The organism is Seohaeicola saemankumensis (genome assembly GCF_042678485.1).
GTDB classification, from domain to species: domain Bacteria; phylum Pseudomonadota; class Alphaproteobacteria; order Rhodobacterales; family Rhodobacteraceae; genus Seohaeicola; species Seohaeicola saemankumensis.
Genome location: NZ_JBHTKR010000008.1, coordinates 38901 through 53829, shown reverse-complemented (window position 1 = coordinate 53829; position 14929 = coordinate 38901). Strand labels below are relative to the sequence as shown.

Sequence of the window (14929 nt, the reverse complement as noted above, 5' to 3'; positions counted from 1 at the left end):
GCTGGCCTCATCTGATCCAGGGATTATTCAATGTCGCGCACCATCGATTACGGCAACCTGATGCATCGCGCGATGCGCGGTCTGATCCAGGAAGTGTTGCAGGATGTGGCTGATCATGGCCTGCCCGGCGCGCATCATTTCTTCATCACCTTCGACACGACTCATCCGCAGGCGCTGCTGGCTGACTGGCTGCGCGACCGCTACCCCACCGAAATGACGGTGGTCATGCAGAACTGGTATGACAACCTCGAGGTCCGGCGCGACGGCTTTGCCGTGACGCTGAACTTCGGAGACCAGCCCGAGCCGCTTTATATCCCCTATGACGCGATCAAGACCTTCGTGGATCCTTCCGTCGAATTCGGCCTGCGCTTCGAGACCCACAGTCTTGATGATGACGAATCCGAAGATGATGACGACGGCGACGATCACGATCCCAGCGGCCCGCCAGGCGGCCAGAGGGAAGCCGAGGTCGTCAGGCTGGACCGGTTCCGCAAGTAACCCGCACAGCCCGATCCGCCCTGGTATGCAACCGCATGCAATATTGATCTTGCCGCCCGTTCCGGTATGAGGGGGCAAGAGTAATCGCAAGGGGCATTGCCATGACGACCACCCGCACCGAGACCGACAGCTTCGGCCCTCTCGAGGTTCCGGCAGACAAGTACTGGGGCGCACAGACGCAGCGCTCGATCATGAATTTCCCGATCGGCTGGGAACGCCAGCCCGTGGCCATCGTGCGCGCGCTTGGCGTGATCAAGAAGGCCGCCGCCATCGTGAACGAAGGCTTCGATGATCTGGACCCCACCCTGTCCAAGGCCATCCAGCAAGCCGCAACCGAGGTGATCGAGGGCAAGTTCGATGACAACTTCCCCCTCGTGGTCTGGCAGACAGGTTCGGGTACCCAGTCGAACATGAACGCGAACGAGGTGATCTCGAACCGCGCGATCGAAATCCTGGGCGGTCAGATGGGCTCCAAGACGCCGGTGCACCCCAATGACCATTGCAACATGGGCCAGTCCTCGAACGACACTTTCCCCACCGCGATGCATGTCGCCATCGGCATGATGGCGCGCGACACGCTGCTGCCGGGTCTGCGCAAGCTGCATGGCGCACTGGCCGCGAAATCCGAGGAATTCAAGGATATCATCAAGATCGGCCGCACCCATACGCAGGATGCGACGCCGCTCACGCTGGGTCAGGAATTCGGCGGATACGCCCACCAAGTCGCCAAGGGCATCGAACGGGTCGAAGCCTGCCTGCCCGATATCTACGAACTGGCCCAGGGCGGCACCGCTGTCGGCACCGGGCTGAACACGCGCAAGGGCTTTGCCGAAAACGTGGCCGCCGAAATCGCGGCCATCACCGGTCTGCCCTTCGTGACGGCCCCCAACAAGTTCGAAGCCCTCGCCGCCCATGACGCGATGGTCATGTTCTCGGGCGCGCTGAAAACCGTGGCGGGATCGCTGTTCAAGATCGCCAATGACATGCGCCTGCTGGGCTCCGGCCCCCGCTCGGGCCTGGGCGAGCTGATCCTGCCCGAGAACGAGCCCGGATCCTCGATCATGCCCGGCAAGGTCAACCCGACGCAGGCCGAGGCGCTGACCATGGTCTGCGCCCATGTGATGGGCAATGATGCCGCCGTGGGCTTTGCCGGCTCGCAGGGGCATTTCGAGTTGAACGTCTACAACCCGATGATGTCCTATAACGTGCTGCAATCCATGCAGCTTCTGGGCGATGCGGCCTCCAGCTTCACCGACAACATGGTTGTGGGCACCCAGGCCAACGTGGCGCGGATCGACAAGCTGATGAAGGAATCGCTGATGCTGGTGACGGCACTTGCGCCCACGATCGGCTATGACAATGCCACCAAGGTCGCCAAGACCGCGCACAAGAACGGCACGACCCTCAAGGAAGAGGCAATCGCGCTGGGTCTGGTCGATGCCGAAACCTTCGACCGCGTCGTGCGTCCCGAAGACATGATCGGACCCAAAGGGTGAGCACACCGGTCAATCTGAACCGTGTGAGAAAAGAAAAGGCGCGGGCCGAAGCCAAGGCCCGCGCTCAGGAAAACGCGGCAAAATTCGGCCGCACCAAGGCCGAGAAAGAGCTGGAGAAGGCCCGCGCGGACCAATCCCGCAAGGCGCTCGACGCGCATCGGAAAGAGCCTTGAAACCATGGGTGCGGGTCCGCAAAAACATTCGCTGACCCTGCGCGGGCATCGCACCAGCGTCACGCTGGAGCCGGCATTCTGGCAAGCGTTCCGCGACATAGCCGCTGAAAAAGATATTGCAGTCAACGCCTTGGCGTCACAAATTGATGCAACGCGCGATCCGGACACGGGGCTGGCCTCGGCGATCCGGGTCTATGTTCTTCAACATTTCCGCAAGGCGGCGCGGGATTAACCGGCTCTTCATGTGATCCTGCCACACTGTCCAGATGACAGTGCTTTTCTCTCTTTTCACGCGATTTGGTCCCTGCTGTCACGGGCGCGCCGGATGACGCGGCGACACGCGCAGCCAGATCCCGTCCTTTGCCCGCACCGTCAGATGGGCCACCGGCACGGGCACTTTGCCGGGCACGACTTCAAATCTGAAGTGGCGCAGCAACATCGACAGGATCAGCGGCCCCTCGACCATGGCAAATCCCGCCCCGGTACACACCCGCGCCCCGGCCGAAAACGGGATGAACGCATCGCGCAGACAGGTCTTGCCGTTCTCGGTGGCCCATCGCGCGGGATCGAACCCATCGGGATTGTCCCACAGCCGCGTGTGCCGATGCAGGTGCCAGGGGCTGATCACGATCTGCGTTCCCTTGGGCAGGTCGCGCTCGCGCAGCCGCTCGGGACAGCCTGTCTCGCGCACCATCATGGGCACGGGCGGGTAAAGACGCAGCGCCTCGCGAAACACGTCCCGGCTCAGGCGCAGGCGCGACATCACCGCGAAATCGGGCTGCGTCAGGGCCTCGGCCTCGGCGGCCAGCCGATCCTGCCATTCGGGGAACATCGCAACCAGGTACAGACACCACGCCAGCGCCGACGCGCTGGTTTCATGCCCGGCCAGAAAGAAGATCGCGACCTGATCCACCATCTCGGTTGTGTCGAACCGCTCGCCCGTCTCGGGGTCGGCCGTCGTCATGATCTTGGTCGCCAGATCGTCCGGCGCGGTGCCAGCCGCGATCTGGGTCATCCGTTCTGCCGTCAGCGCCGTGATCAGACCCCGGATCGCGGCGGCGCTTTGCCGGGTGCGGCGGCGGTGAAACCGGGGCATCCACCGCGGCAGCGGCAGAAAGGCCGCGATGTTCAGGATCGGCTGGCTGCGTTGATAATCGCGGAATTCCGTGAAAACGCGTGTGGCGGTCTTGTTCTCGATCGGGATCGAAAAAAGCGTGCGAAAGATCACATCGGCGGCCGCGTGGCTTGTCACCTCCTCGATCTCGATCCCGGTATCGGACCTGCCTCGCACCTGCTGCCCCAACCGCGCCACTGCCGATTCCGCAGCCTGCCACATGGCCGGGAATGTATCACGCAGGCGTCCGCCCTCGAACGCCGGGTCGATGATACGTCGTTGACGCTCCCATGCCGCCCCGTTGGTCAGAAAGACCGAATTGCCCAGCAGCGGGCGCAGCCCCTCCGCGACGCGCATGGATTTTGGAAAGTCCTTCGGCCTGTCCTTCAGAACCAGGCGAACAAGTTCGGGCTGGTTCGCCAGCACCGACCGGAAGAAGGGCGTGCGAAAATCGGCCATCCAGGCGCGATACAGCCGCGCGGGCTGGGCCGACAGGATATCTTGCCGGAACAGGCGCATGTAGCGCAGCAGCGACACGCGTTCGGCGCGGACGGCGGGTTTGGGTGGCAGCGCCGTCATCGGGCGACCGTCACGTGACCGGACACGGCCCGGTCCATGCGGGATTTCGACGGGGCGCGGCCACGGTAGCGATCCGCCAGGGTGACAGGGCCCGCCGTGATCGCGAAATAGTCGTAATCACCCGGCCGGTCGAAGGCACACATATACTGGAAATGCAGGCGGAAGAAACGCCAGCGCAGGGCTTTCCAGCGCGCGGGGCTGAGGGTCTGGGTGAAGGCCGCCGACAGGACCAGCGGCCAGCGTTTGCCCGGACGCGCCACCCCCGTGACCGAGACAGGGTCGCAGAGCGCGAAGGAACAGCCATCGCCGGGCGCGGTCACATCGACCCAGGTCAGCGCGTCAGTCTCGCTCAGATATTGCAGATCCGCCCGCAGCCGTTGCGCGTCTGGCAGAAAGGACAGCATCGGCACCACCTGCCCCAGCGACAGGAACGCCAGTTGCGGACCATCGGCAGGCACGCGGCCCGCGCGGATGACATCCGCCAGCACCGACACGCCCAGATGCGCGCCCGAGGAATGGCCCACGACCAGAACCTCGTCCAACGGCTCTTGCAAGGCCGCAGCGACCGCATCGGCAAACACCGCCAGCCGCGCCTCCAGCTCGGGCGGATAGGCCCCTTTCAGCAAGGCGGAATGCGCGTAATCATGCATCAGGTAATAGGCAAAAAACCGATTGTCGCGGGCGCGAAACCAGCGCAGGACCAACAAGGCGCACCCCCCTGCCAGCGCAGCTACCGCAAGGATCATGACGAAGAACGCGGCCGTCTGCCCAGGCCCGAACAGCCACAGGATTGCCTCTGTCCCCAGCCGCGCCACGCCGTAAGCCACCGCACAGGCCAAGGCCAGTTGCGCCAGCAGGAAAACGACCGGATAGAGCGCCGCAATCACCGGCCCCTTGCGTAGCCGCATCAACCGCCATAGCGCGCCGGAGGCGATATAGGTCCATGCCGTGTCCAGCAATTGCTGATAGGTCGCCGGGATCGAGTTCGACATGCTGTCACGCACGATATCTGACCAGATCAGCACCTCGACATCCGCCGCGACAGTCTGGGACCCGAAACGCCCCTCCACCTGCCAGCCATAGGCGCCGTCGCCGGTCTTGGGCCGCAGCGCGATCTCGTAGCCCGAAATTGCCGCCTGTGCGGCCCCTTCCTTGCGATAAAGCTCGCGGTAGCGGCGCGGATGTATCGGATCATAGCCCGGCACGTAGAACACCCTGCGCCGCGCGACCTGTCGTTGGGACATACTGCTCATCCGGACCTCGTTACCAGGTCACAGTAACGCAGCTTTCGGGCCGGAGTAAGACTTTTGACGGACCCGAAGATGGCCCGTTTCACCCCAAGGTGGCCAGCGCCGGGAAGGTTTCCAGCAGCCAGAACGAAAACGCCGAGAAACCGCCCGTCAGCATCAGCAGACCGATCGTCCAGAGCAGCAGGCCCATGATCTTCTCGATCCGGTCCATGTGGCGCTTCATCCACCCCATCACACCCGTCAGGCGCGGCAGGAAGGCCGCCACCAGCAGGAAGGGAATACCCAGACCCGCCGCATAGACGCCCAGCAACAGCGTGCCCCGCGCCACCGAAGCCTCGGACGCGGCCAGGGACAGGATCGCGCCCAGTTGCGGGCCGATGCAGGGCGTCCAGCCAAAGGCGAAGGCCAGCCCCAGAATATAGGCGCCAAAGGCCGATCCGCCGCGATCCCCGGCATCCAGACGCGCTTCGCGGTCCAGAAAGGAAATCCGGTAGATCCCGATGAAATGCGCGCCGAACGCCATCACCAGAACGCCCGCTATCGTATTGAAATAGCCCTGATATTGCAGAAAAGCCGCCCCGATCGCGGAGGCCGTGAAGCCAAGGAACAAAAAGACGGTGGACAGCCCCATCACGAAGAAAAGCGCCGGCAGGATGGCGCGGTTGCGGCCCTGTCCCCCGGTTTGCAGATCAGACAGAGACACACCGCTCATATAGGCCAGGTAAGGCGGCACGATAGGCAGCACGCAGGGGCTGAGGAACGAGATGACCCCGGCCAGCAGCGCTACGAACATGGCGGGCAGAAGGCCCGCGTCTATGATCTCGATTCCAAACATAGGTCAGCCTTACGCCATCACGTCCGCAAGGTCACGTGCATGCTTGTCACATCCTTGTTGGCGATGCGTGACATCGACCTGGCTGGCGGCAGGACAGGGCAGGATTGCGACCCTGGCCGACATGAAGAAACCGCCCCCTGGGGGGCGGTTCCTGGTCTGCTTACAGTGGTTTCAGCCCGCTCAGCGGCCCAGAGACCACCACCCCTTGCGCTTCGGCTTGGACGAATCCTCGGTCTTCTCGACGGTCGTCCTGGCCGGTTTTTCAGCCGCTTTCGGCGCCTCTTGCGGCGCTGCCGCCGCCGGAGCATCGGCAGGCGCGGCATCAGACACGGGAGCCGCATGCGCGGCCACGGGCGCCTCAGTCACAGCGGCTTGGGTTGCGGGGGTTTCCGCCGCCTCCTTGGCCGCTTTGGAACTGGTGCTGCGCGTCGATGGCTTGCGGGCGGCAGGCTTTTCAGCCGCCTCCGCTGCGGTGCCAGTATCGGAGACAGTCGCGTCAGCTTTGGCCGCGCTCGCCTTTGAGGGCGCCTTCGGCTTGGCGGGTGCCTTCGGCTTTGCGGGTGCCTTGGCCTTGGCTGGTGCCGTCTCGGTATCGGCAGACTTAGCCTTGCTGCTGGCCGACCGGGTGCGACTGACGGTCTTGCGGGCCGGTTTTTCAGCCTCGTCCGACGGTGCTGCTGCGGGCTCTTCCGCGTCAGCTCCGCGCGCGTCCACTGCGGCTGCCGCCACGGTGTCAACAGGCTTGGATCGCGGCGCTTGAGCGGTGGCGACGGCGTCCGACTTTTCTTCGGCCTCGTCCAGATCGTCCTCGTCCGTGTCATTCGACGCGCCGAAATCGCCATCCTGACCGGATTTGGAACGGCTGCGGCGCCGACGCCGACGGCGCTTCTTGGGTTTGCCTTCCTCGTCCAGGGATTCGGGGCTGCGCTCGGTACGCTCGGTGCGTTCGGTCCGGTTCGCGGCCTTTGCAGCGGCTTCGGCTTCGGCCTCTTCGGCTTCTTCCAGATCCCAGGCGGACACCGTGCTTTCGACCTCGTCCATCAGCGCGGCATCGCCCGACACCACATGCGGCACCTCGACCACGACGCGGGTTGCTGTCTTGAACTTCTCCATGGTGAAGTCAGGGCTGATCAGGCCGGGATCGCCTTCGATCCGCACCGACAGGCCATAGCGCCCCTCGATCTGGGCCACATGTTCACGCTTCTGGTTCATCAGGTAGTTGGCGATGGCGACAGGCGCCTTGATCAGCACCTCGCGCGAGCGGCGGCGCACGCCCTCTTCCTCGATCTGGCGCAGGATCGACAGCGCAAGGTTGTCATCCGACCGGATCAGGCCGGTGCCGTGGCAATGGGCGCAAGGCTGGGTCGTGGCCTCGATCATGCCGGGGCGCAGACGCTGGCGCGACATTTCCATCAGGCCAAAGCCGCTGATCCGCCCCACCTGGATGCGGGCGCGGTCGGTCTTGAGCTTGTCCTTGATGCGCTTTTCGACAGCCGCGTTGTTGCGCCGCTCGTCCATGTCGATGAAGTCGATCACGATCAGGCCGGCCAGGTCGCGAAGCCGCAACTGGCGCGCCACTTCCTCGGCCGCTTCCAGGTTGGTCTTGAGGGCGGTCTCCTCGATCGAGCCTTCCTTGGTGGCCCGGCCCGAGTTCACGTCGATCGCCACAAGCGCCTCGGTCACGCCGATCACGATATAGCCGCCGGATTTCAGCTGCACGACCGGGTTGAACATCGACGACAGATAGCTTTCCACCTGGTAGCGCGCGAAAAGCGGCATCTGCTCGCGGTAGTTCTTCACGTTCACCGCATGGGACGGCATGATCATCTTCATGAAGTCCTTGGCGATACGGTAACCACGCTCGCCCTCGACCAGAACCTCGTCGATCTCGCGGCTATAGAGGTCGCGGATCGAGCGTTTGATCAGGTCGCCCTCTTCATAGATCTTGGCCGGCGCGATGGATTTCAGCGTCAGCTCGCGGATCTGTTCCCACAGGCGCTGCAGGTATTCGTAATCGCGCTTGATCTCGGTCTTGGTGCGCTTGGCCCCCGCCGTCCGCACGATCAGACCCGCGCCCTGCGGCACGTCGATCTCGTTGGCGATTTCCTTGAGCTTCTTGCGGTCAACCGCGTTGGTGATCTTGCGGCTGATCCCGCCACCGCGCGCGGTGTTCGGCATCAGCACGCAATAGCGGCCCGCCAGCGACAGATAGGTGGTCAGTGCGGCGCCCTTGTTGCCGCGCTCTTCCTTGACGACCTGCACCAGCAGGATCTGACGCACCTTGATGACTTCCTGGATCTTGTAGCGCCGCGCGCGGGGTTTGCGCGTCGGGCGGATATCCTCGACATCATCGTCATCGGCCACGGATTCGATGCTGTCGTCACGCTCGACAGTCTCGACAGCGCCGTCATCCTCGTCCGTATCGTCATCCTCAACCAAGGCTTCGGGCTGATCGCCCGGTTCTTCGACCGGGGTCTCGCTCACGATTTCCATGGGGGACGTGCCTTCGGCCACCTCGCCCTCGTCAAGGTCGATGGTCTCCATCCCGGCAATTTCATCGGCCTCGGCGTCGCGGGTGGCGACGGCATCATCGCTTTTCACCGCTTCGGACCGGCTGCGCGACCCGGACCGCGACCGCGAGCGGTTCGAACGGGGTTTTTCATCCTCGTCCTCGCGGCGCTGCGCTTCGGCATAGGCGTGTTCTTCCGCCATCAGGGCCTGACGGTCCGCGACGGGGATCTGGTAATAATCCGGGTGTATCTCGGAGAAAGCCAGGAAACCGTGACGGTTTCCGCCGTAATCCACGAAGGCCGCCTGAAGCGACGGCTCGACCCGTGTTACCTTTGCAAGGTAGATGTTACCAGCAAGCTGGCGTTTGTTTTCAGATTCAAAATCAAACTCTTCGACTTTGTTTCCATCCACCACGACCACGCGGGTTTCTTCCGCGTGCGTGGCGTCGATCAGCATTTTCTTGGCCATTTTTTCCATTCGCACATGCACCTGGCCTGTCACCCGGAGGGCGCAGACCTTGTGTCACGTGTCTATCATTGGCGAGGGATCCGGCGCGCGCGAACCGTCCGGTCATCCTGCATGTCACCGACAGGTGCACGGCTCCCCCAATGGGGACCAGGATGGGATCGGTTGCTCTCGCGCGCCTCATCGCGTTTCTTCTCCGACGCCCTCATTGTCATGGGGCGCCCGTTCAAGGCCGTCACCACCCCGCAAGCGCGGGAGGTTCGGGGGTTCGTCAGTCCCGTTTCCGGGACTCAATCGGTCTGCATCAGCCGTGCCGGAGTCGTCCTACACATGGTGGATACAGCGAAACTCTATGGCGGGTCACATCAGGTGCCACACACCATGGTTCACCATAGCGGCAGGCCAAGGGATAACACAATGGGGAAAATGCCCCGCGACGGTCCGGGCCACCGCGCGCGCCCAGATCAGAGGCAGGTCAAAAGCAAATCATCGCGGATCAGAAGCCGATCAAAGATAGTCGGACCTTTGCAACCCGTACTTGGCCATCTTCTCGTTCAGGGTGCGGCGCGGCAGGCAAAGCTCGTCCATCACCGCCGCGATCGAGCCCTTGTGCCGCCGCATCGTATTGTCGATCAGCATCCTCTCGAACGCCTCGACATATTCCTTCAGCGGCTTGCCCTCGGTCGTCATCACGGGCTGCATTTCCTCGTTATCGGTCATCAGCAGCGATGCGATGGTGCCAGACCCGCGCCGCGATTGCAGCACCGCGCGTTCGGCCACATTGATCAACTGGCGCACATTGCCCGGCCAGGGCGCCTGCAACAGCTGTGCGGCCTCCTGCGCGCTGACCTGCGGCGCCTCGCAGCCATATTCATCGGCGAACTGCTCGCTCAGGCGGGTGAACAGCGTCAGGATATCCTCGCCGCGCTGGCGCAGCGGCGGCGGCGTGATCCTGAGAGCGGCAAGCCGGTAGAACAGATCAGGGCGCAGCGCATCCTCGCAGGTGCGATCCTGCTCCTGCAGGTTCGAAATTGCCACGATCCGTGTCTCGGCGGGCGTGCCCTGCTCATTGATGAAGCTCAGCAGGCGCGCCTGCAGACTGTCCGACAGGGTTTCGATATCCTCCAGCACCAGCGTGCCACCGCGCGCCTCCTCGACCGCGGGAAGCTGGCTGTCCTCGGGCATCATCGGCCCGAACAGCCGCTTGGCCAGCTTTTCCTCGTCGAAGGCCGCACAGGAAATCAGCACGAACTTGCGCCCGGCCCGCGCCCCCACCGCATGCAGCGCATGGGCCACCAGCGTCTTGCCGGTGCCGGTTTCGCCATCGATCAGAACATGGCCATCGGCCTGGCCAAGATCCAGTATATCCTCGCGCAACCGTTCCATCGCGGGGCTGGTGCCGATCAGCTTCTTCATGATCTGCCCGCCGTCGGACAGCTCGCGCCGCAGCGCGCGGTTGTCCAGCGTCAGCCGCCGCGTATTGGTGGCCTTGCGCGCCAGCTCGTTCATCCGGTCAGGGTTGAAGGGCTTTTCCAGGAAATCGAAGGCGCCCACGCGCATCGCCTCGACCGCCATCGGCACATCGCCATGCCCGGTGATCATGATCACCGGCAAGGTGCTGTCGCTGCCCATCAGCTTCTTGAGAAACTGCATCCCGTCCATTCCGGGCATCTTGATGTCCGAAATGACGATACCGGGATAATCGGGCCCCAGCACCTTCAGCGCATCCTCGGCGCTGGCGAATGTTTCCGTGTCATAGCCTGACAACGCCAGCCATTGGCTGATCGACTGCCGCATGTCCTGCTCGTCATCGACAATGGCGATTTTCATCCCCTTAGACATGGATCCTACTCCGCCGCTTCAATTTCATCTTCATTACTCAGGATCGGAAGCTGGACTTCAAAGACCGCCCCGCCATCGCTGGCGTTGCGCGCCATCAACCGTCCGCCAAGGTCGTTCACGATCCCGGACGAAATGGCAAGCCCCAGCCCGACCCCCTCGCCCGGCTTCTTGGTCGTGTAGAAAGGCTCGAACAGGTTCTCGAGGTCCTTGATCCCCTCGCCATTGTCGCGCACCGTCAGGGTCGCGGTCTCGCCCGCCGCCAGCAGGATGTCGATCTCGGGTTCGGCCACGGCCTGGGTCGCGTCCATGGCGTTACGCAGCAGGTTGATCATCACCTGTTCGATCCGCACCCGATCCCCCATCACCATCACCGGCCGATCCGGCAGCGCGCGGGTGATGCGGATGCGCCGCTGCTTCAGTTGCGGCTCCATCATCGACAGGGCTGATGCCAGCGCATCGCTCATGTTTACAGGGGTCAACTGGTCCCCGCTCTTGCGCGCGTAGGATTTCAGCTGCCGCGTGATCGACCCCATCCGCTCGATCAGATCGTCGATCCGCTGAAAGGACGAAAGCGCCTCTTCGGGGCGGTTGCGGCGCAGCAGCAGACGCGCCCCCGCCAGATAGGTCTTCATCGCCGCCAGCGGCTGGTTCAGCTCGTGGCTGACGGCCGCCGACATCTCGCCCAAAGCCGCCAGTTTCGAGCTTTGTGCAAGCGTCTGTTCAGCCACGGCAAGGGTTTCCTGCACCTTTTCCCGCTCGGCGATTTCCCGCTGCAGACGCGCGTTCAGCAGGCGCAGTTCCGCCGACTCGCGCTGAAACAGCGCCAGGCGCACCGCGGTCTTGCGGCTGGCCATGTAGAAGGCCAGCGCCAGCAGGATCGCGAATCCCATGATCTCCAGCGCCAGCACGCCGTTCACGCGCTCGCGCACGCTGGTATAGGCGGTGAAACTGGCGATGCGCCAGCCACGGAACGGGATGCGCCCCTCCATGCGGATCACCGCCTCGCCCTGCAGATAGGCATCCGCCGGCAGCGCGGTCCAGTCCGCAGTGGCCTGTATCGCGCGCTGGATGGCGCTTTCGGGCGGCTGCTGCGCCAGCGCCTCGGCCTCGGTCAGGCCGCGCCAGCGCGGCTCGGTCGCCAGCATGATCATGCCTTCGGAATTGGTCACCAGCACCGCATCCGAAATGCCCGCCCAGGCGCGTTCGAATTTCTGCAGATCCACCTCGACCACGATCACGCCCAGGGTCTGCCCCTTGTCGATGATCCGGCGCGAATAGGAAAACTGGTAACTGCCCGCCTCGCGGCGCTGCGCGGTAAAGATCGTCTCATTCGCACGCAACGCCTCGACGAAATAGGATTCAGCGCGGAAATTGCTGCCAAGCTTGTTGCGATCGGTCGAGGCAACGGTGCGCCCCTCGCGGTCCAGCAGCATCAACGAGGCCGCGCCGATTTCCTCGACGAAAGAGATCAGGCGCTGGGTCGACAGCGAATAGTCCCGCGTCGCCAGCGCCGAGATCAGCGTCGGATCGCGCGCCAGCAGCTGCGGCACGATCGCGTTGCGGCGCAGCTCGCTCAGCAGGTTGCCGCCATAGAGCGCCAGACGCAGTTCAGCGCGGTTCCGGGTGGTTTCGGTGAAGCGATCCGTCAGCAGCCGGTTGGTCACCGCGACAGTGATCACCGCGACCAGCATCAGCAAACCCAGCCCCACGCGCCCACGCCAACTGACGTTGCCCGATGTCTCGGACCGTCGACGGCCGTGGGTGGTGGTGGCGCGGTCTCGGGATAGGGATGCGCTGGACGAAGGTTTCATGGGACCAGACTACGCCGGCCGGGCCCCGTGCTCAAGTCAGGCCGCCGTCAGCGCACCCACCAGACCGGCGAATATCTGCCGGCCATCGGTGCTGCCATGGGCCTCTTCGGCGGCGCGCTCGGGATGGGGCATCATGCCCAGGACGCGGCGATTCTCGCTCAGCACCCCGGCGATCTCCCCGGTCGAGCCGTTGACCGGCGCGGCATAGGTGAATGCAATCCGGTCCTGGTCGCGCAATTGCGCCAGAAGATCGGCGCCAACCGTGTAATTGCCGTCGTGATGCGCCACGGGCACGCGCAGCCGCTGCCCCGCCTGGTATCCCGCGGTAAAGGCGCTGTCCGTTGTGGCCACGTCCAGTTCGACCGTGCGGCAGATGAACTTCAGCCCCGCATTGCGCATCAGGGCGCCGGGCAGCAGCCGTGTCTCGGTCAGAACCTGGAACCCGTTGCAGATCCCCAGAACATAACCGCCACGCCCGGCATGGGACACGACCGCGCGGCTGATCGGCGAATTCGCGGCAATCGCCCCGCAGCGCAGGTAATCGCCAAAGGAAAACCCGCCCGGAATGCCCACCACATCGACACCCGCGGGCAGTTCGGTATCCTTGTGCCAGACCCGGCTGACGCGCGCGCCCGCCTTCTCGAAGGCGGTCACAAGATCGCGGTCGCAGTTCGAGCCCGGAAAGGTGATCACCGCGGCATGCATCAGGCGATCTCCACCGTGTAGCTTTCGATCACCGTGTTCGCCAGCAGCGTCTCGCACATGCGGGCGACCTGCGCGCGCGCGGCCTCCGGGTCCGTCTCGGCCAGATCCAGCTCGATCACCTTGCCCTGGCGCACGCCGTTCACACCCTCGAAGCCCAGCGTTCCCAATGCGTGACGCACGGCCTCGCCCTGCGGGTCCAGCACTCCGTTCTTCAGCATCACATGCACCCGTGCCTTCATCGGTCTCTCTCCGGTCTCGCAGGGGCATTCGCGGCCCTGCTTCTTCTTGCTTCAAATATCCGAATGCACCGCTTGCGGCGGTACACTCACGTATCAGTTGATCAGCGTGGGTTTCGTGATCGGGGTTGCGGTCTTGGGCATCACGCCCAGCCGGCGCGCGACCTCTGAATAGGCATCCGTCAGGCTGCCCAGATCGCGACGGAACACGTCCTTGTCCAGCTTGCGCCCGGTTTCGATGTCCCACAGGCGGCAGCTGTCGGGGCTGATCTCGTCCGCGACCACGAGGCGCTGGAAATCGCCATCATAGATGCGGCCGATCTCGATCTTGAAATCCACCAGCTTGATGCCGACGCTGAACATCACGCCCGACAGGAAATCGTTCACGCGCAGCGCCAGGCTCAGGATATCGTCCATGTCCTGCTGGCTGGCCCAACCGAAGGCGGCGATATGTTCCTCGGTGACCAGCGGATCGCCCAGCTTGTCATCCTTGTAGTAGTATTCGATGATCGGACGCGGCAGTTGCAGCCCTTCCTCGATCCCCAGACGCTTGGACATCGACCCGGCGGCGTAGTTGCGCACGACGACTTCAAGCGGAATGATCTCGCAGGCGCGCACCAGTTGCTCGCGCATGTTCAGGCGGCGGATGAAATGCGTGGGCACGCCCACGCCCGCAAGCCCGGTCATGAAGAATTCGGACAGCATGTTGTTCAGCACGCCCTTGCCTTCGATCACGTCGCGCTTTTCAGCGTTGAAGGCCGTCGCATCATCCTTGAAATACTGGATGATGGTTCCGGGCTCGGGCCCTTCATACAAGGTTTTTGCCTTGCCTTCGTAGATTTTCTTGCGCCGTGCCATGGCCACTCCGGTGCTGGGGACGGGCATGAGTCCCATCCAGTCGTCCCCCCTTTAGTCCATGGGCGGCATTGTCGCAAGATGCGCCCTGCCCCTTGCGCCAAGCGTCGCAGGTGTGCATATCGGACTATGACGAAACCGCCACCCGAGGAAGTGACAGATGACAACCTTCGATGACCGCGAACATGCGTTCGAGGCGAAATATGCCCATGACGAGGAAATGAAGTTCAAGGCCGAGGCGCGCCGCAACAAGCTTCTGGGTCTCTGGGCGGCAGAACTGCTGGGCAAATCCGCCGAGGAGGCCGCGGAATACGCGCGCGCCGTGATTAAGGCCGATTTCGAGGAAGCCGGGCATGAAGACGTCGTACGCAAGGTCGCAGCCGATCTGGACGGCATCGCGGATGCCGACGCCGTGCGCGCCAAGATGGCCGAACTGCTGGTCGTGGCCAAGGCCCAGCTGATGAGCGAAATCTGATCCGCCAAAGCGTGATCGGACCGGGGCATGCCTGACCGGCATGCCCTGCGCCACCGGCCATGCCAGCTGACCATGCCACCTGAC

At 63.8% G+C, this 14929-nt stretch carries 14 protein-coding genes; 5 read left to right on the top strand and 9 right to left on the bottom strand.

Going from position 1 to position 14929, the window contains the following annotated elements; genetic code table 11:
- Positions 1-30 precede the first annotated feature (30 nt).
- The 4 genes from ACFQ3C_RS17845 (at position 31) to ACFQ3C_RS17830 (ending at position 2399) form a co-directional block, all read left to right on the top strand.
- The gene (locus tag ACFQ3C_RS17845) at positions 31-498 is read left to right on the top strand and encodes an SspB family protein (protein ID WP_380794750.1); all 468 of its coding nucleotides are present in this window, start codon (positions 31-33) and stop codon (positions 496-498) included.
- Positions 499-599: 101 nt separating this feature from the next.
- A complete protein-coding gene (gene fumC / locus ACFQ3C_RS17840; RefSeq protein ID WP_380794747.1) occupies positions 600-1994 on the top strand; it encodes a class II fumarate hydratase in 1395 nt (464 codons plus the stop codon).
- A complete protein-coding gene (locus ACFQ3C_RS17835) occupies positions 1991-2167 on the top strand; it encodes a DUF4169 family protein (protein WP_380794745.1) in 177 nt (58 codons plus the stop codon). The genes fumC and ACFQ3C_RS17835 overlap by 4 nt, the downstream gene beginning before the upstream one ends.
- Before the next feature lie 4 nt (positions 2168-2171).
- The gene (locus tag ACFQ3C_RS17830; protein WP_380794743.1) at positions 2172-2399 is read left to right on the top strand and encodes a ribbon-helix-helix domain-containing protein; all 228 of its coding nucleotides are present in this window, start codon (positions 2172-2174) and stop codon (positions 2397-2399) included.
- A 78-nt stretch (positions 2400-2477) separates the two neighbouring features.
- On the opposite strand, the gene ACFQ3C_RS17825 is transcribed toward ACFQ3C_RS17830, so the two are convergent.
- The 9 genes from ACFQ3C_RS17825 to purC all read right to left on the bottom strand — a co-directional run bounded on the left by ACFQ3C_RS17825 (position 2478) and on the right by purC (position 14373).
- On the bottom strand, positions 2478-3860 hold the full coding sequence (locus ACFQ3C_RS17825) for a cytochrome P450 (protein WP_380794740.1): 1383 nt from the start codon (positions 3858-3860) through the stop codon (positions 2478-2480).
- Positions 3857-5113, bottom strand: a complete 1257-nt coding sequence (locus ACFQ3C_RS17820) for a hypothetical protein (RefSeq protein ID WP_380794738.1) — start codon at positions 5111-5113, stop codon at positions 3857-3859. Before ACFQ3C_RS17820 ends, ACFQ3C_RS17825 begins: the two co-directional genes overlap by 4 nt.
- Positions 5114-5192: 79 nt before the next feature.
- Positions 5193-5945 carry a cytochrome c biogenesis CcdA family protein gene (locus ACFQ3C_RS17815; RefSeq protein ID WP_380794735.1) on the bottom strand — a complete coding sequence of 251 codons (753 nt, stop codon included), beginning with the start codon at positions 5943-5945 and terminating at the stop codon, positions 5193-5195.
- A 180-nt stretch (positions 5946-6125) separates the two neighbouring features.
- On the bottom strand, positions 6126-8924 hold the full coding sequence (locus ACFQ3C_RS17810) for an Rne/Rng family ribonuclease (RefSeq protein ID WP_380794733.1): 2799 nt from the start codon (positions 8922-8924) through the stop codon (positions 6126-6128).
- 504 nt (positions 8925-9428) lie between these two features.
- On the bottom strand, positions 9429-10763 hold the full coding sequence (locus tag ACFQ3C_RS17805) for a sigma-54-dependent transcriptional regulator (protein WP_380794730.1): 1335 nt from the start codon (positions 10761-10763) through the stop codon (positions 9429-9431).
- A 5-nt stretch (positions 10764-10768) separates the two neighbouring features.
- A complete protein-coding gene (locus tag ACFQ3C_RS17800; RefSeq protein WP_380794806.1) occupies positions 10769-12454 on the bottom strand; it encodes a sensor histidine kinase in 1686 nt (561 codons plus the stop codon).
- A 156-nt stretch (positions 12455-12610) separates the two neighbouring features.
- On the bottom strand, positions 12611-13279 hold the full coding sequence (purQ, locus tag ACFQ3C_RS17795) for a phosphoribosylformylglycinamidine synthase subunit PurQ (RefSeq protein ID WP_380794727.1): 669 nt from the start codon (positions 13277-13279) through the stop codon (positions 12611-12613).
- Positions 13279-13518, bottom strand: a complete 240-nt coding sequence (gene purS, locus ACFQ3C_RS17790) for a phosphoribosylformylglycinamidine synthase subunit PurS (protein ID WP_380794725.1) — start codon at positions 13516-13518, stop codon at positions 13279-13281. Before purS ends, purQ begins: the two co-directional genes overlap by 1 nt.
- Before the next feature lie 93 nt (positions 13519-13611).
- A complete protein-coding gene (gene purC, locus ACFQ3C_RS17785; protein ID WP_380794803.1) occupies positions 13612-14373 on the bottom strand; it encodes a phosphoribosylaminoimidazolesuccinocarboxamide synthase in 762 nt (253 codons plus the stop codon).
- A gap of 157 nt (positions 14374-14530) precedes the next feature.
- Between purC and ACFQ3C_RS17780 the strand changes: the two genes are divergently transcribed.
- Entirely contained in the window at positions 14531-14845 is a 315-nt protein-coding gene (locus ACFQ3C_RS17780) for a DUF1476 domain-containing protein (RefSeq protein ID WP_380794723.1), read from the top strand.
- The last annotated feature ends 84 nt before the right edge of the window (positions 14846-14929 follow it).